Source organism: Mycobacterium sp. URHB0021, assembly GCF_054057895.1.
Window position 1 is genome coordinate 3,483,912 of the sequence record NZ_JBSRZT010000002.1, and the last position, 16,440, is coordinate 3,500,351.

Here is a 16,440-nt window from a genome sequence, read left to right on the forward strand (position 1 = left end):
ACGGACTGACGGGGATGGCTGCGATTCCAAGGCCAGACTGCCTGACACGTCTGCTAATGCGTGTGTTGCAGCCGCATCGATGAGGCTCTTGTCCTTCGTCTCGGGAGCCCCGGCATCGATCGATAGCTCCATCGCGGCTTGACAACCCGATTGAAAATCAGTCGGCGACTGGCGGTCAGGTTCGGACAGGGTCCAGAACGAAGTTGTATACGACATGATCGCTGCCGTCGGGCTGGCGCACCGGGTCGAGCATCAATTGCGGCTTGACGGCGCTCGCGATGTCGTCGGCGTTGTGCGGATCGCCTGGGAAATACAGTTGAGCCGTGAGTATTTCATGGCCCGGTGCGCTGACCTTCGCATGTAGATGTGCCGGCCGCCACGCGTGTAAGTCAGCTGCCGCGATCAGCTTTCCACACGATCCGTCGGTGGGAATCTGGTACGGAGCCGGGCGAATGGTGGTGATCTGGAATTGCCCATCGGGGCCAGTGGTGAGGCAGCCCCGCAGGTTCCATTCGGGCAGCCCGGGCGCGAACTGTGAGTAGTAGCCGTCGTTGTCGCCCTGCCACAGTTCCACCGTGGCCGCCAGCGGCGCGGCGTCCGTGGAGGTGACGGTGCCCGACCACACCAATGCAGTTCCGGCCTCATCGGCACGCATCGGAAGGACGCCCGTCGCACCGCACTGCGGGGCGTCCGGCACGTAGTAGGGACCTTCGATGCTGCCCTTGCTGCCCTGGCGGTGATCGGTGGCAACGTCCTCGATGACGTGCTCGACCCAAATATCCAGGAACAGAGGCCATTCGCCGTCTTCGCCCACGCCGATCAGCCACGCCTTGAGCGCGTTGTATTCGTCGTAGGTGACTCGGTGGCGGCGGATGGTGTCGTGCACTGCGGAGAGCACCTCGCCCACGAGCGTCTTCACTCGCTCCGGCGGGGTGTCCCGTACCGCGTCGTACGGCGACTTATCGGCATGGAAGCGCTCGGTAGCTGACGCACCCGAAGCGGCCGCCGAGGCTGCCTCATCCCGATTCTCGACACTTGCCATCTCTCCTCCTCTTTCACTGTGATTGCTGCTGGCACTTACGGCTAGTAGACACTGCAGACTCGGCAATTTCCGTGGCCACGGCACCGTGGCAAGTCCTCAAGCTGTGCGCAGTCCTGGTTAGTTCTGGAAACGCTTTGGACACCAGGGATATTCACCATCACGTCTATGGTCGGCTGCCGTCAGAGCCAGTCACCGTCAGCCTCAGCGGTTCCCGAAGAAAGTCACGTCATCGTTTCCGATGAGGTCGGGCACGGTCCAGCCGTCCAGGTCGTACTCGGCCAGGCAGGCTTCGGCCAACCCTTTCATCTGCGCCACCCCGCCCCGATTTTGCGCTGCGAACAGCAACTCGGCCTTCACGTTCTCGTGGTTGCCCATGTGGTTGCGTTCGTAGAGTTCGTGGCGGCCCCCGAACTCCGTACCGATGGAATCCCACAGGGCCTTCATCACTTTCACCCGGTCGACGGCGGTGATCCCGTCAGATCCGCGGACGTACTTGTCCAGGTATGGCCGGACTTGGGGACTTTTGAAGTCGGCGGCAGACGACGGCAGGTAGATCAACCCGGAAGCCACGTCCTGCTCGATGATTTCCTTGATACGGGGATAGCCCTGGATCATGAACATTCGATAGGTCAATCCGTACTCCAGCCGGGGGATGACGGTGTCACCGATCCACGGTTCGGGATTGTGAGCCATGGCGTCGGTCAGCGTCCAGAACAGGTTTCGCCAACCGATCACCTCACCGACGCGGGTTTGCACCCCGCGAAACCCTCCTGCGCCGGTGGCGTCCAGCGCCTTGAGTAACAAGCCGGCGATGAAGTCGAGCTTGACGGCCAGACGCGTACAGCCGGGAAGCGCGGAGCGGGGCAGGAATCCGGACTGGGGGAAGAATGAGTTGATGCGATCAACATCGCCGTACATGAATACGTTCTCCCACGGGACGAGCACTTTGTCGAAGATGAAGATGGTGTCGTTCTCATCCAGCCTGCTCGACAATGGGTAGTCGAACGGGTTGCCCATCACGGTTGCGTTCTGGGTGTAGGACGAGCGGCAGATCAGCTTGATGCCCGGCGCATCCATCGGCACCGTGCAGATGATCGCGAATTGCTTCTTCTTGATCGGCAGTCCGTAGTGGGCGATGAAGTTGTAGTTGGTGATCGCCGATCCCGTCGCCACTACCTTGGCGCCGGAGACCACGAGGCCGGCGTCGGTTTCCTTTTCCACTTTCATGAACACATCGCCCACCTCGTCGGGTGGCAGCTGACGATCCACCGGCGGGTTGATGATGGCGTGGTTCCAGTACAGGACCTTCTCCTGCGATTCCCGATACCAACGCTCCGCGTTGGCCTCGAAGGGAGCGTAGAACTCCTTGTTGGCATGCAGCGTGCCCAGGAAGCTGGCCTTGTAGTCAGGTGAGCGGCCCATCCAGCCGTAGGTCATCTGGGCCCATCGCGCGATCGCGTCGCGTGCCTTGAGCAAGTCCTCGCTACTGGTGGGTGCCTTGAAGAAGGGCATGGTGACCCCGCCGTTACCGGTGTCGGTTGGGGTGGTGAGCACATCGACGTGGTCGCCGGTGTGCAACGCATCGTAGAGTCGTGCCACCATGCGAATGGGGTTGCGGAAGGCCGGATGGGTCGTCACGTCGGTGACCCGCTCACCGTGGAGGTAGATTTCGCGGCCGTCCTGCAGCGAAGCGATGTACTCCTGGCCGGTCATCGGACGGGTGGCGAAGTTCGGTGCGGTGTTGGCAGCGGCATTGGCAGCCGGATTACTTAGAACCGTGGTCTCGTCGACTGCGGGCTGCTGAGTTGCGGTCATATTGTCACCTCTTTTTGTTCGCTGAATGACGGGAATGTCGAAGGTGGGCAGGCCAACGGCCCGGTCTGCAAGGGCGCTACCGGAACAAAATTCGTGGTGGCGTCGAACCATCCTGAGTGGGGATCGTCGGCCCACCTCCGCCCCGTTCTGATTGCATTTGCAATCAGAATGGCTTCGACGCTAGGCCAGACTCTGCACTGACGATGGGCCACTCTGGTGCGCCGAACAGGGTCCAGTTGAGCCGGCGCCGGACCGATACTGGACTCAGGCCTGGTCTACCGCACTAAAGATGATGACCCGGTAAGTGCGGTTCAGCGTGCTCGTCGTCCATGGCCATACCCGGGCTACGATGCGCCGGCTTTGGACAGCTTTGCGACCGTGACCAGATGGCCCCTGGCATCAAGCGCCTGGGCAGTGTCACGGCAGCGTGCCAACACCGCTGCATGACCGACATTGTCACCCTCCGCATCGGTCAGCAATATCTGACACAGCAGCGCCCAAAAGCCCAGCGCTGATTGCGATCTCGCACTAGTCTCGGCTGCGAGCCGCGTTGCGACCCGATGCGCGGACTTCAAATCGTCCCTGCGGGCACGGGCAATGAGAAGCTTGGCCAATTCCATAGCGCCGTGGCCGAAGTAGGTGAAGTCGCCAGCGTCCAGCTCGGACGTCACCTTCGCCTCGAGGCTGTCGATGAGTTCATCAACAATGTCACCTTGCCGCCGCTGTGCGGCCGCTATCTGCGCGTCGATGGGCATCCGGTTGTCAACGACTGTGCACCACCACGCATGCGGGTACCGATAGCTTGCTGCTCGCCGCTCTCGGGCCGGTCGACGACATCCCGGGGGGTGCCCCCATCCCGCATGAGGTGTTCGACCGCATTGTGGGCTCTATCACCCTCAAGAAGTACTGAGCCCTGAATGTTCCCGCGGCACTGGGGCGTTGACGTTGTTGTGCGGCTTTCAGTCCTTGACTTCGTCCCAGTACGCAGCGACCAGACCACCGGCGAGCGCTGGCGGCCACCGTGCAGCTGGCGCAGACCGCCGACCGGCTGGGCTTCATCCGGTACTGGGTCACCGAGCACCACAACATGCCGAACGTCGGAGCCACGAGTCCGCCGGTCCTGATCGCCTATCTGGCCGCGCAGACCTCGCAGCTGCGGCTGGGGTCGGGGGGCGTGATGCTGCCCAATCACGCGCCACTGGCGGTGGCCGAGCAGTTCGCGCTGCTGGAAGCGGCCGCACAGGCCGCATCGACTTGGGTGTCGGCCGGGCGCCCGGCTCCGACCCGGTGACGTCGTATGCCCTCCGCGGCGGTCGCAACGACCGCGACATCGAGAACTTCTCCGAATACCTCGACGACGTGGGGCGTTGATGAGCCCGCGCGGCGCGGAGCTTTCGGTGCGGTCGGGCGACTACCGACTCAAGGCCACCCCGGCCGCGGCCGGCGAACCGCGCCTGTGGCTGCTGGGCTCGTCGATGTACTCGGTGCATCTGGCTGCAACCAAGGGACTGCCTTACGTCTTCGCCAATCACTTCTCCGGCAAGGGAATCGAAGAGGCACTCGAGACTTCCGCTCCCGGTTCGTGCCCGGCAAGTTCGCCGCCGAGCCGGTGACGTTTAAAAGTGACGGCCCGCCACCGAATCCAGCAGGTGGCGGGCCGTCGGGATGTTGGCCTTCACCGGATCCTGCCGCCGATCTTCCGTCGGCGTGGCCGGCGCGATGGTGGTAATCGAATCAACTCGTTCGACAACCTAGACATGCGGTAATACGCTGCGCCGATGTATAATTCAAATTTCGCATTCGGTGTGGCCACGATATCAGGCAACGCCGAAACCTCAGCTTAGGTGACGTCGTAGGAGCTGAGCAATCGGTCATGGATTTCAATGAGCGCGGGCTAGAGAACAGCAAACGCGACTTGCCTTGCAGCAAAGCCGAGCCAATGCGCCGCCGTCCCACCCTTCTGGTATCACCATGATGTCTCTGGGTTAGCCACATTTGCGTTGCGTAGACTTCATTGTTACAGGATCGTCCTGACTAATGCCCCACCAGCACAGCGTATCTCGTTCATACTGTTGAGACCCGAAGGTCTCCCGCGGACACCCCTTTTTCTGTCGGGAGTACAGCGGTCCGGGTTTGCCCGGCACCCGGCGGCCCGGACCACGCCCCCACAGCGCTGCATTTCACCCACCGATGAGCCTGAGTTGAACCTGTACGGAACCAAGGCGCTCTCGCGGAGATTTAACCGCTTGATGGCCTCGGGGGCTTGGCTCGCCAAAGAGGAAGCGGGAGTGCGCTGTTGCGGTGTTCCGCACGTGGCGTGGAGGAACGCTGCGCTTCGGCATGCCAATTCCGGTCGCTCTTGCTATTTCGGTGGGTGTCAGTCAGAGTGGTCCGGTCCTGCGGGGAGCTCAATGTGGACAGTGGTACCCCGAGCTGCGGGACTGTCGATATCGAAGGTTCCGCCCAGAGCCTCAGCACGATCGGCGAGGCCGGTGAGCCCTGAACCGCGGAGGGAGTCTGCTCCTCCCACCCCGTCGTCGCGAACCCGCACGACCAGCCTATCCACGACGATCCGTACATCGATTTGCAGCACTGAGGCTTGCGCGTGCTTGCCGGCGTTGGCGAGTAATTCGGAGACGATGTAGTACACCCCGACCTCGATCGGCGCCGGTAATCGGCGATCGATCTCTGCATTGACTTCCGTTGGGATCATGGCCCGCCTCGCGAGTGCACGCAGAGCCATCGCCAGTCCGCACCTCGACAGCAGCGCCGGGTAAATACCGTGCGCCATCTCGCGAAGATCTTGGAGGATCGTTAGCAGATCGTCGGCGACACTACGTATCACCGATGCGGTATGGGGCGAGTCGTCGGCGGTGTCCGCCGCCATGCGCAGTTTGAGCGCGAGCCCAACGAGGTGCTGTTGAGCGCCGTCGTGCAGGTCGCGCTCGATTCGCCGTCGTACCTCGTCAGAAGCCGCCACCAGCCGAGACCGGGTGGCCCGTAGTTCAGCGGTGCTCTGGGCGTTCGCGACTGCGGTGGCGATCAATTCAGTGAACTCGGCCATCCGCTGTTCTGCGTCGATCGGTAGGGGAGTCGCCTCAGACCCGACAGCGATCATCCCCCACAGTCGGCCGCCGACATGGATGGGCATTCCCACTGCGGAGCGCAGTCCTTCGTCGAGGTAGACATTTCCGCCGGCGAGTTCGCGATAGTCGTCGACCCGACACGGCGATCCGGTCTGACGGACTCTCGCCGTCAATCCGTCTGCGGGGAAGCCTGCCCATAGCCCACCGACTTGGACGTGCGGCCCGGATGCACCTTGGTTAGCCAAAAGGGTTGCGGTGCCGTCTGGTTCATACCGGATCAGTCGTGCTGTTCCGCCCCCGAAGTGACGCAACGCCTCACGCGTCACCCCGGCGAATACTTCCTCAGGCGGCGGTCCCTGCGCAACGAGCATCGCCAGACGACGCAGTGATGCATGCGTATCGACTAGATCGCTAAGTGGGCACAGAGACCCGTCCTGGGCCAGCACGACGAGGCCTGAATCCGAGGTCGAACCACTGGGGTCAGCGGCTTGGCCGAGATTGATCTCGACGGCGCCGATGTCGGTGGCTTTGTGCGCCGCACCGGGCTTGTCGACATGGTATGCCTCCGGACAAGGCGCCGCCTCGGCCTTCAGGAATTCGTTCTCGGCGTTCGTCACGTCGGCCGAGGCGTTGTCAAGGGGATGGGTGTCTTGGCCGCGCGCATCACAGCGACACCAGTGTTTGTTGATGAACTCTGTGCCACCTCATTGAAGTCTTCATCTTGTGCCGCCTTATTCCTCGACCTCAGCACGTCGGAAGTGCGCTCAAAATCTCGCGACAGTTGCAGCGTCGTCATATCGGACTCCTTCGTCGGCGGCGGCGTGTGCCGCCGCGGTCTCGAGTGAGATCAGCCAACGGGTGGCGCACGCTAGCCTTGGAGTCAGTTGATAGGGCGCAGGTTGCGGTTCATTGGTCACAGATCGCGCTGAGGCGGCTCGACCCGCACCTGTGGAGGTGTGGTACTCGGCCCGCGTCGTTGTCAGCTCGCCCCTGAGAACCTGCTTGCAAAGCGAAGGTCGGTCATAGGGCAGATGCGCTTCGGCTCCGATCATCGTGACAGGGCCCGCGTACCCGTCCCGACGAACTCCTTCGACCACGCCCAAACCCGCAATTCCAGCACCCACCACGACCAGTCCGCGTCGCGTCCCTGTCATCGAAAGGGGGCGGGGTCAACGGCTTTGGTGCACACTTGTGTTGACCATCGGGACCTTCGCCTTGGGGCGGATATTGTCGAGCCACTCCAGGTGGTCGATACCGTTCTTGCCATTGGCCACGGATTGCAGGACCAGTGGCGCGTTGCCGGGAGCGACCGCCAGAGCGGGGCCGCCGACGCCAAGGATGGCCGCTGCCACGCCGGCTGTTATGAGACTGGTGGATCCGATCTTTCTCATTGCTGTGCCTACTTCTTTTATTCGTTGCGGTTCGGGCCAGGGCCGGTTGTGGTCGGTCCGATTTCTTGTCCTTCCAGCACACCAACAAACGGTCATCAAGTCCAACGAATAGATACGATAGTTGCGATCTACAAAATCGATAGGATGTGACCGCGCCCCTAGGCCCGGATCTCCGCCAAACCCGTTTGGCCAAACAGGACCTCAACTGTGGGCGGGACCCAACGGCAGCGTCGATGGCGTTTGTGCCCGGTACTCGATCATCACAGCCTGACGAGTACCTGACGGGCGTCTTCAGTGAGTTCTACCGGGTCCTCGCTTCGGGTGGTTTTCTTCTGCTGCCGTTTCAGGTCAGTGATGAGCCCTGCGTCTGAGATCTGCTGCTCGGTCGCTTGGTTACGGATGTGTCGGCGCGGTGTCCACGGGCTGTTGTCAGTCAAATAACCAACGGACCGAGAAGTGTGGTCGCGCAACGAGACAAAGCCTGGGTCGGCTGTCGGCGTCGGGTGAAGACTGACCCCTAATCGTCGGGATGAGTTCTAGTCAGCGTCGCAACATTGACGGACCAGTCGAGGTTAACAGGCGGCGAATAGGTCGGCCGGACAACGGTCTTGAAGCACTATGCGTGGTCGGGGATTGAGCTCGTGCTCAACGGCCAACAGGTGCGCGGGCAGGTGATTGGCGAGGCTGACGCCCTTGGGAAAGTAGTCGCGCAGCAGTCCGTTGATGTTTCTATGTCAAGCGGCGGCCTGATATCGGGTGATCTGGTGCTGCCAAGACGCTTGGTCGGCTGTCATCGCCCGATGTACGACGTCGACGAGGTGGCGTTGGAGGATTCGTCGTGCCCCGCGGCTGCCTTTGTCTGGTGTGTGGCGAGCGAGTAGTTCTTGCGCGGCGGGGTGCCATCTCTTCTGCACGATGGCGGCTGTATATAGCACGCTGTTGAGTCGGCGGTTGCCGCCGCGATGGAGCTGGTAGCGCTCTTTGTCCGAGGAATAAACCGGAATCGGCGTGCAGCCCGTGTAGCGGGCGAGTTTGGCTGATGTGGAAACCTAGTGACGTCGCCGATTTCGGAGATCAGCACTGCTGCCGAGTTGTGGCTAATCCCGTGATCTCGAGAAGTGCCGGGACCAAGTGGGGTGACGAGATCCTTGATTGTTGCGTCTAGATCGTGGACGCGTCGGTTCAGGTCGGCGATCTCGGCGAGCATCTCGGTGAACGCCTGGCGGATATGAGTGCGCGGCGGTGCTGCTCCCAACAGCGCCGTTAGGGTGGTCAGCGCTTTGGTGCGTGACAGGTCGGCTGGAGTGTGGTCGAGCCAGACATGCAGCTGCGCCTTGATCTGGTTGATCACCATGGTGCGGCGTTTGACTACAACGACCCGGCCTCGGTTGTCGACATCGACCGCCTGGCCGACGACTGGCGAGGACGAGCGAGCAGCGCGGGTGTCCGTGCAGCGCCCATTTGCCTAATCGCCTTCGCCGCGGTGCTGCTCATTCTCGGTGGCGGTTGGCTGTCGATAGCCATCGGCTCGGCATTGCCGATGATCAAGGCGTTCGCAGCTTTCGGTGTCGCGATCTACGCACCAATCTGGCCAGCGCGGCTACGCGTTGGCCCCGAGGCTGACGGGATCGCCTGGCCGCGAGGCGGCTCGCTATGACAGTCAGCCCAGCAAGCGGCGTCACGATTCGAACGAGTCCGGATTAGACGCGAGAGCAACTAGCACAGCGACTTAATGACGCAAGCTCGAACTGGTACTGAATGCAGACTCTTCGCCCCCGCCATCCGCTCGGGGTTCGCGGGTCTACCTATAGCGGTCGAAGTACGGTTGTCGACGGGCGGTCTGAGCAGCGCGATGTCGATGTCACCGGCTAACAGTGCAATGAGTTGGGCTGGGGCCGGCATCTCGCCTCGAATACTGACCTTGAGATGTGGCACTTCGTCGCGCAACGGGCGCACCAGTTGGGGAAGGACCGAATAGGTCGCCGATCCGACGCAGCCGATGGCCAGGTGGGTCCCGGTGAAGGTGACGTCGACGACGTGGTCTTGGGCAACGGCTATGCCAGTGGCGAGGCGCCGGCCCTCGGTCGGATTGCCGCGCTGGACGCCGGTCTGGGTACCGGGGTGCCTGGACTTCAGATCGATCGGCGCTGTGGTTCCGGGCTGCAGGCCGTGCTCTACGCCGCCGGCCAGATCGCGACGGGTGCGGCCCGCCTGGTCGTGGCAGGCGGCGCCGAGTCGATGTCGAATGTCGAGCACTATGCACTCGGCCTTCGCAGCGGGGTGCGCCAAGGCGGAATATCACTGCTGGACCGTCTCGACCGTGCCCGCGAAACCGCAGGCGGTGCTACTCATCGCGTGGCCGGGGGGATGATCGAGACCGCGGAGAACCTCCGCCGCGAGTACGGCATCAGCCGCGAAGAGCAGGACGAACTCTCGGTCCGCTCGCATCGCCGCGCCGTCGCCGCCCGGGAACAAGGCCGATTCGCCGACGAACTCGTCTCGGTCGCGGTTCCGGGCAGGCGCGGGGGACCGGACGTCGTTGTGGACCGCGACGAACACCCCCGAGCCGATATCACCGTCGAACGACTGGCGGCGCTGCGCCCGATGCGCTCGAAGGTGGACGCCGCGGCCACGGTTACCGCCGGGAACGCGTCGGGACAGAACGACGGCGCGGCCATGTGCATCGTCACCACCCGGGAACACGCCGAAAGCCATGGACTCACACCGATGCTCGCGCTGCGGTCTTGGGCGGTCACCGGATGCAACCCGGAGGTCATGGGCATCGGACCCGTCGCCGCCACGGCTGCGGCACTGGACCGCGTCGGCCTCACCCTCGACGACGTCGACCTCATCGAACTGAACGAGGCGTTCGCCGCGCAGGTGCTCGCCGTGCTCGCCGAGTGGAAAGTCGATCCGCGCGACGACAGGCTCAATCCCAATGGGTCGGGCATCTCCCTGGGGCATCCGATCGGTGCCACCGGCGCCCGCATCCTCGCCACCGCGGCGTACGAAGCCCAGCGCCGCCAGGCGCGTTTCGTACTCGAGACCATGTGCATCGGCGGCGGCCAAGGACTTGCGGCCGTGTTCGAAGCAATCCGATGATCGAGAAATTCCTGGAGGGGCGATGAGCCGCACGGTGATCTGCTCGGACGCGGCGGAGGCCGTCGCCGGTATCGAGGACGGCGCCACCGTACTCGTCGGGGGGTTCGGCATGGCAGGCATGCCGACCACACTGATCGACGCGCTGATCGCTCAGGGTGCGTCCGAGCTCACCATCGTCAGCAACAACGCGGGCAACGGCGACACCGGGTTGGCGGCGCTGTTGGCCGCAGGCCGGGTCACCAAGGTGATCTGTTCTTTTCCGCGCCAAGCGGATTCCTACGTGTTCGACGGGCTGTACCGTGCGGGTAAGGTCGACCTCGAGGTGGTGCCGCAGGGCAACCTGGCCGAGCGGATGAGGGCGGCCGGCGCCGGCATCGGCGCGTTCTTCTGCCCGACGGGCGTCGGTACCCCGCTGGCCGAGGGCAAGGAGACCCGCACCATCGGCGGCCGCGACTATGTGCTGGAGTACCCGATCCACGGCGACGTCGCGCTCATCGGCGCCCACGTCGCTGACCGAGCGGGAAACCTGCTGTACCGCAAGACGGCTCGCAACTTCGGCCCCGTGATGGCCACGGCCGCGGCACTGACGATTGCCGAGGTCGCCCGCGTCGTCGACGCCGGCGACATCGACCCTGAAATCGTGGTGACACCCGGTATCTTCGTCGACCGCGTGCTGAACCTGTCCGAACTGTCCGACACCCAACAGAAGGCATCATGACCGATACCCTGGAATTGGCGACGGTCGAGCATCTCGACCGGGGTCCCGTGGACAAGCGGGAACTCGCCGCCATGATCGCGCGTGACATCCCCGCGGGGTCCTACGTGAATCTGGGTATCGGACAGCCCACCACGGTGGCCGACTACCTCGACCCCGCCGCCGGAGTGGTACTGCACACCGAGAACGGGATGCTGGGCATGGGTGGGGCCGCCGTCGGTGACCAGATCGATCCGGATCTGACGAACGCGGGCAAGATACCGGTCACCGAAACCCTTGGGGCGTCGTACTTTCACCACGCGGACTCGTTCGCGATGATGCGCGGCGGTCACCTCGACGTGTGCGTGCTCGGCGCGTTCCAGGTCAGCCGGCACGGGGACCTCGCGAACTGGCACACCGGTGCGTCGGACGCGATCCCGGCAGTGGGTGGCGCAATGGACCTGGCCATTGGCGCCAAGCGCGTCTTCGTGATGATGAGCCTGTTCACCAAGGACGGCACCGCCAAACTCGTGCCCGAGTGCACCTATCCGCTGACCGGGCTGCACTGTGTCAGCCGGGTGTACACCGAGTACGCGACCTTCGACATCGACCCTGCGGGTCACGGCATATGGGTCCGTGAAACGTTCGGCCTCAGCGTCGCGGCGCTGTCCGAACGGATGGACGTCGAACTGCTCGACGAACGGGAGCAACCGAAGGCCGTACCTCGACCTGATCGTTGCTCGGGGTGACTCAGCGGCGCAGCGCGGCCAGGTCCGACGTCGAACGCACCCCCAGCTTGGCGAAGACGGTGCTGCGGCGGCTGCTGATGGCGGCATAGTTCCAGTGCGTGGCGATGACGTGATAGCCGTCAGTTCCATTCTCGGCCTGCACCTTCCAGGTGCCGTCATAGGTGTGGGTGGACGACCGGCCCAGCACTTCAAGGCCTTCGGGCGACTGGTTGACCAATATGTCGATCACCTCGGTGGTGTCGCCCACGTGCTCGTCCAGTGTCAACACGTCGTCGTTCAGGCTGCCGAACAGGATCCGCGATAGCCGTCGAACGGCGCCACCGTGCTCATATTGTGGCTGCCGTCGATGTGGAACGTGTCGGGGCAGCCGGCGCCCTCGGGGTCCTCGACCTTGAGCAGCGTGCCGTCGTTGCGGAACGTCCACCCGTGGAAGGGGCATGTCAGCGTCATCCAGTTGCCCTTGCAAGCGGTCCATTCATCGAAAATAATGATTAATATCGCCAAATCATGTCCTGGTGCTATATGGATTCAGCGCCTACCGTCGAACGTGCGGTCATCACACGAAGGGCCTCGGACGAACGGAATGCCCATGGAGCTGCGTCACCTGCGGTATTTCTCCGCGGTGGCCGCAACGTGCCACTTCGGCAAGGCGGCCGAGCAGATGCTGGTCGCGCAGCCGGCGTTGTCCTACGCGATCCGCCAGCTCGAGGCGGAGCTCGACGTCACCCTTTTCAACCGAACGACGCGGCAGGTGTCCCTGACCGCGGCCGGCGAATTCCTGAAAGCCGAGGCCGCCCGGATCCTTGCGGGCGTCGACGACGCCGAGCGCGGGGTACGCCGGATCGCCGCCGGACGCAGCGGCTTGCTTCGGGTGGGGCTGACCGGGACGGCCGCCTTCTCCCATCTGCCACGCATTGCGCGCATCCTTCGCGAGGAGCTTCCTAGTGTGGCGATGGAGATCCAGGCGGACGTGCTCACGCCCATGCAGTGCGAGCAGCTGCGCTCCGGCACGCTGGACGTCGGGGTCCTGCGTCCGCCTGCGGTGGGCGACGACATCGAGCTCCGCAGTATCGACGTGGAACCGCTGGTGCTCGCGGTGCCGGCCGATCACCGGTTGGCCGCAGAAGCCGTGGTCGCGTTGGCCGACATACGCAGCGAGTCGTTTGTCGCATACGCCAGCCGGCATTCGGCGGTCAACGACGCGGTGATGCGCAGCTGTAAACGTGCCGGATTCGTGCCGCATCGGGAACATGCCGCGCCTGGTACCGCCGCCTTGCTGGCGCTGGTCGCCGCGGGCTTCGGTGTCGCAGTGCTGCCTGCTTCGGTGCGCGCGTTGCCTTTGCAAGGGCTGGTCTTTCGCGATCTCGCCGACGCAGGCAGCATCGAACTCGCCCTCGCCTGGAGACGCGGTGGTGAAAATCCGGTCGTCGATGCCGTGATCAACGTCTTGTCCCGTGCTTTCGGACTGGCGTTCGTGCCCACCGCAGTGGAGGAACTGATATGAAAATCACTGCTCTCGAGGCAATTCCGTTCGCCGTTCCCTACGTGAAGCCGCTCAAGTTCGCATCGGGGGAGGTGCACACCGCCAACCACGTGCTGGTGCGCGTCCACACCGATGATGGAGTGGTCGGCGTCGCCGAGGCCCCGCCCCGGCCATTCACCTACGGCGAGACGCAGACCGGGATCGTCGCGGTCGTCGACCAGCTGTTCGCGCCCGCCTTGGTCGGGCTGACGTTGACCGAACGCGAGGTTGCAGTTGGCCGAATGGCCCGCACCGTCGGCAATCCGGCCGCGAAAGCGGCCGTCGACATGGCGATCTGGGACGCGCTGGGGCGCACGCTCGAACTGCCCGTCACGGCGTTGCTCGGCGGATACACCGACCGTATGCGCGTCAGCCACATGCTCGGTTTCGACGAGCCGGCGGCGATGGTCGCCGAAGCCGAGAAGATGCGAGACACCTACGGCATCAACACCTTCAAGGTCAAGGTCGGGCGCAGACCCGCGACCCTGGACACCGCTGTGGTGCGGGCCTTGCGGGACCGCTTCGGGGATGCTGTCGAGCTCTACGTCGACGCCAACCGTGGGTGGACGGCCGCAGAGTCACTGCGGGCCATGCGCGAGATGGCCGATCTCGACCTGCTCTTCGCCGAGGAGTTGTGCCCCGCCGACGATGTGCTGGGCCGTCGGTGGCTGGTGGAGCGGCTCGACGTGCCGTTCATCGCCGACGAGTCGGTACCAACGCCCGCCGACGTGACGCGGGAGGTGCTGGGCAAGTCCGCCACGGCGATCAGCATCAAGACTGCACGCACCGGGTTCACCACCTCCCAACGCATCCACCATCTCGCCGAGGGCATGGGTCTCGAAGTGGTGATCGGCAACCAGATCGACGGTCAAATCGGCAGCGCCTGCGCCGTCGCGTTCGGCGCCGCGTACGCGCTCACGTCGCGTCGCGCCGGCGAACTGTCCAACTTCCTCGACATGTCCGACGACCTGCTCACCGAGCCGCTGCGTATCCGTGACGGGCTGTTGCGGGTACCTGCCGGCGTCGGCCTCGGCTTCGACATCGACGCCGACAAACTCGCCCGCTACCGGACCGACCAGCACTGAAGGAAACTTGCCCGCGGAACGCAAAGAAGAGAGAACAGAGATCCGAACATGACCACTGTCGAACAACCCTGCGACGTCGCCAGCGCTGCCGACTCGGGAGCATCGGCCATCGAGCGGTTCCACGCCGACAAGTCGCCGTATGAGGCCGTCAAGGACACCCCGACCGAGCGGGTCGACCTGCCGGCTCGCGAGGTGCTCGCCGCCGTGCATGACACCATTCGACGGCACCGCGTCACGTACGACGAGTACAACGCGCTCAAGGCGTGGCTGATCGACGTCGGCCAAGACGGCGAGTGGCCGCTGTTCCTCGATGGATGGGTGGAGCATGTTGTCGAGGATGTGGCCACCGACCACCGCACGGGCAACAAGGGCAGCATCGAGGGCCCGTACTACGTCCCGGGTTCTCCCGAATCGAGCGCCAAGGGCACGATCCCGATGCGCGATGGCGAGCACGGCACACCACTGGTTTGGCGGGGCCGCATCACCGACACCGACGGCACACCGGTGCGGGTCGAACTCTGACACGCGGACGACGACGACAACGCGAGCGCGGTGAAGCCGGAAATGATCCTCGCACCCCGGGTCGAAGCCGACGGCTCTCAGTTCATCGCCTACGACTTCGTGCTCGACCCAGAACGGAGCTGATGTGCTCTTCCACGTGCACATGGAGGTGAAGCTCCCGGCCGACATGGACCCGCAGACACGGGCCGAGATCGTTGACCGGGAGAAGGCCTACTCGCAGGATCTGCAGCGTGAAGGCAAGTGGCCACACATCTGGCGCGTCGTCGGCGAATACGCCAACTATTCGATCTTCGACGTCGATTCCAATGACGAACTGCACCAGATCATTTCGGGATTGCCGCTGTTTGCCTACATGAACGTCCATGTCACGCCGTTGGCCACCCATCCGTCGGACGTCAACTCGTAGGCGCGTCAGCCCATTCGGGGCGGACCGCACTGTGGCACCCCGCCCCGAATGGCCTCGTCCTACTGATTCAGCTGCGCGATCGCAGCGACAATCTCCGGCTTGTCAGATTGCAGACTTCCTTGCCATCCGACGTTTTCCAGCGGGAAGTGATTGATCAGCACCAACACCTCGTCGGTATTGGCGATGCCGTCGTAGGCCGCGGCGATTGCGGATTCGATTTTCTGCACGAGCTTGCGCTTGGCGTCCAGGTTCGCCAGCGCCGGCGCCTCCAATGAGCACACCGGCCGCACCGGCTCGGCCTGGATGCGCCCGTCCTGGGAGGTGTTGTCGGCCGGATACTCGCGCAGCCAGCCGCGGGTGTCAGGAATGGGCCAGGCTTCGTGAAGCGCCTCGGTGACCTCGCGCATCATCTTGTGCTTGGCGTCCTGCGGTACCCCGGTGGGTGCGTCAATTGTGAAGACGGGCATCGACTTATCTCCTTCTGAGGACTGGTGGAGTGACGCGATAATGGGATTGAACCAGTCATCGCGCTAACGCCAGCGGAGTTGAGTGGCGTCCTCTCCCCGAGTGTCGCGCGGCGCAGCGACACGCCGATCGCAGGTCGTGTTGATGCCATCAACATCTCACCGTACATTCGCAGATCGCGTGCATTGTTTTCGCGTGCTTTCGCGCGCCAAAGACGAATATAAGACCAGGTCAAGCTCGTTTGGGGGCCGATTTCGATTCCGTCAGCTCCCGGCCGCGCGAAATCCCGTGATTGGTGAAACGCTGAGTTTGCTATCTCCCTCCGACATGGGGCATGAGTGCCAACCTCAATGTCACGGCAGTGTCACAACACACCTGGCGCACCGTGGGCCGAGGGGATACGGGACGGGATCGTTCTCACAGCTAGATGGCATTTTGGAGACTGGGGGACACGCATCGGAATGCCTCTGGGTGGACTGGGACCAAGTGGTCGCAGGTTCAATGTTCAAGCAGTCGGTCGTTAAAGAATGCCGACGGAGGGTCAAGTCCACGGGCGCGACG

Annotated in this window: 15 protein-coding genes and 4 pseudogenes; 9 read left to right on the plus strand and 10 right to left on the minus strand. The window is 63.7% G+C overall.

The genetic code is table 11. The features are described from left to right. Positions 1-175: 175 nt before the first annotated feature. The 3 genes from catA to ACVWWN_RS19340 form a co-directional block, all read right to left on the minus strand. Positions 176-1,042 carry a catechol 1,2-dioxygenase gene (gene catA / locus ACVWWN_RS19330; protein WP_457145285.1) on the minus strand — a complete coding sequence of 289 codons (867 nt, stop codon included), beginning with the start codon at positions 1,040-1,042 and terminating at the stop codon, positions 176-178. A gap of 201 nt (positions 1,043-1,243) precedes the next feature. Continuing rightward, the gene (locus ACVWWN_RS19335; RefSeq protein WP_457145286.1) at positions 1,244-2,857 is read right to left on the minus strand and encodes a 4-hydroxyphenylacetate 3-hydroxylase family protein; all 1,614 of its coding nucleotides are present in this window, start codon (positions 2,855-2,857) and stop codon (positions 1,244-1,246) included. 344 nt (positions 2,858-3,201) lie between these two features. Next, positions 3,202-3,612, minus strand: coding sequence for a hypothetical protein (locus ACVWWN_RS19340; protein WP_457145287.1), 411 nt, complete (start codon positions 3,610-3,612; stop codon positions 3,202-3,204). A 195-nt stretch (positions 3,613-3,807) separates the two neighbouring features. On the opposite strand from ACVWWN_RS19340, the pseudogene ACVWWN_RS19345 reads away from it, so the two are divergent. Further along, positions 3,808-4,475, plus strand: a pseudogene (locus ACVWWN_RS19345) (MsnO8 family LLM class oxidoreductase); the annotation flags it as partial. 759 nt (positions 4,476-5,234) lie between these two features. On the opposite strand, the gene ACVWWN_RS19350 reads toward ACVWWN_RS19345, so the two are convergent. From ACVWWN_RS19350 to ACVWWN_RS19365, 4 genes are all read right to left on the minus strand, one after another. Next, positions 5,235-6,560: a GAF domain-containing sensor histidine kinase gene (locus tag ACVWWN_RS19350; protein ID WP_457145288.1), complete on the minus strand. Its 1,326-nt coding sequence runs from the start codon at positions 6,558-6,560 to the stop codon at positions 5,235-5,237. Between the two features lie 147 nt (positions 6,561-6,707). After that, positions 6,708-7,097, minus strand: coding sequence for an FAD-dependent oxidoreductase (locus ACVWWN_RS19355; protein ID WP_457145289.1), 390 nt, complete (start codon positions 7,095-7,097; stop codon positions 6,708-6,710). Between the two features lie 15 nt (positions 7,098-7,112). Next, complete coding sequence (locus ACVWWN_RS19360; RefSeq protein ID WP_457145290.1) at positions 7,113-7,295, minus strand: hypothetical protein; 183 nt, start codon at positions 7,293-7,295, stop codon at positions 7,113-7,115. Positions 7,296-8,068: 773 nt separating this feature from the next. After that, complete coding sequence (locus ACVWWN_RS19365; protein WP_457149190.1) at positions 8,069-8,338, minus strand: hypothetical protein; 270 nt, start codon at positions 8,336-8,338, stop codon at positions 8,069-8,071. 317 nt (positions 8,339-8,655) lie between these two features. Here ACVWWN_RS19365 and ACVWWN_RS19370 point away from each other — a divergent pair, with 317 nt between their 5' ends. Further along, positions 8,656-8,991 (plus strand): hypothetical protein, encoded by a 336-nt coding sequence (locus ACVWWN_RS19370; protein ID WP_457145291.1) that lies wholly within the window; start codon positions 8,656-8,658, stop codon positions 8,989-8,991. 167 nt (positions 8,992-9,158) lie between these two features. Here ACVWWN_RS19370 and ACVWWN_RS19375 read toward each other — a convergent pair. Next, positions 9,159-9,341: pseudogene (locus tag ACVWWN_RS19375) on the minus strand (LysR substrate-binding domain-containing protein); the annotation flags it as partial. On the opposite strand from ACVWWN_RS19375, the gene ACVWWN_RS19380 reads away from it, so the two are divergent. The 3 genes from ACVWWN_RS19380 to ACVWWN_RS19390 are packed head-to-tail and all read left to right on the plus strand — an operon-like array spanning position 9,261 to position 11,879. Continuing rightward, positions 9,261-10,436, plus strand: coding sequence for an acetyl-CoA C-acetyltransferase (locus ACVWWN_RS19380; protein WP_457145292.1), 1,176 nt, complete (start codon positions 9,261-9,263; stop codon positions 10,434-10,436). The pseudogene ACVWWN_RS19375 and the gene ACVWWN_RS19380 sit on opposite strands and share 81 nt — an antisense overlap. Positions 10,437-10,458: 22 nt before the next feature. Beyond that, entirely contained in the window at positions 10,459-11,154 is a 696-nt protein-coding gene (locus ACVWWN_RS19385) for a 3-oxoacid CoA-transferase subunit A (protein ID WP_457145293.1), read from the plus strand. Continuing rightward, positions 11,151-11,879: a 3-oxoacid CoA-transferase subunit B gene (locus tag ACVWWN_RS19390; protein WP_457145294.1), complete on the plus strand. Its 729-nt coding sequence runs from the start codon at positions 11,151-11,153 to the stop codon at positions 11,877-11,879. The genes ACVWWN_RS19385 and ACVWWN_RS19390 overlap by 4 nt, the downstream gene beginning before the upstream one ends. Before the next feature lie 58 nt (positions 11,880-11,937). On the opposite strand, the pseudogene ACVWWN_RS19395 reads toward ACVWWN_RS19390, so the two are convergent. Next, positions 11,938-12,335, minus strand: a pseudogene (locus tag ACVWWN_RS19395) (Rieske 2Fe-2S domain-containing protein); the annotation flags it as partial. Between the two features lie 133 nt (positions 12,336-12,468). Here ACVWWN_RS19395 and ACVWWN_RS19400 point away from each other — a divergent pair. From ACVWWN_RS19400 to catC, 4 genes and pseudogenes are all read left to right on the plus strand, one after another. Beyond that, positions 12,469-13,383 carry a LysR substrate-binding domain-containing protein gene (locus ACVWWN_RS19400; protein WP_457145295.1) on the plus strand — a complete coding sequence of 305 codons (915 nt, stop codon included), beginning with the start codon at positions 12,469-12,471 and terminating at the stop codon, positions 13,381-13,383. Then, on the plus strand, positions 13,380-14,486 hold the full coding sequence (locus tag ACVWWN_RS19405) for a mandelate racemase/muconate lactonizing enzyme family protein (protein WP_457145296.1): 1,107 nt from the start codon (positions 13,380-13,382) through the stop codon (positions 14,484-14,486). Before ACVWWN_RS19400 ends, ACVWWN_RS19405 begins: the two co-directional genes overlap by 4 nt. A gap of 48 nt (positions 14,487-14,534) precedes the next feature. Beyond that, positions 14,535-15,005 (plus strand): annotated as a pseudogene (locus tag ACVWWN_RS19410) (dioxygenase); the annotation flags it as partial. Between the two features lie 127 nt (positions 15,006-15,132). Next, entirely contained in the window at positions 15,133-15,414 is a 282-nt protein-coding gene (gene catC / locus ACVWWN_RS19415) for a muconolactone Delta-isomerase (RefSeq protein WP_457145297.1), read from the plus strand. A 59-nt stretch (positions 15,415-15,473) separates the two neighbouring features. Here the strand turns inward: catC and ACVWWN_RS19420 are convergent, their stop codons facing one another. Further along, a complete protein-coding gene (locus ACVWWN_RS19420; RefSeq protein WP_457145298.1) occupies positions 15,474-15,821 on the minus strand; it encodes a tautomerase family protein in 348 nt (115 codons plus the stop codon). Between the last annotated feature and the right edge of the window lie 619 nt (positions 15,822-16,440).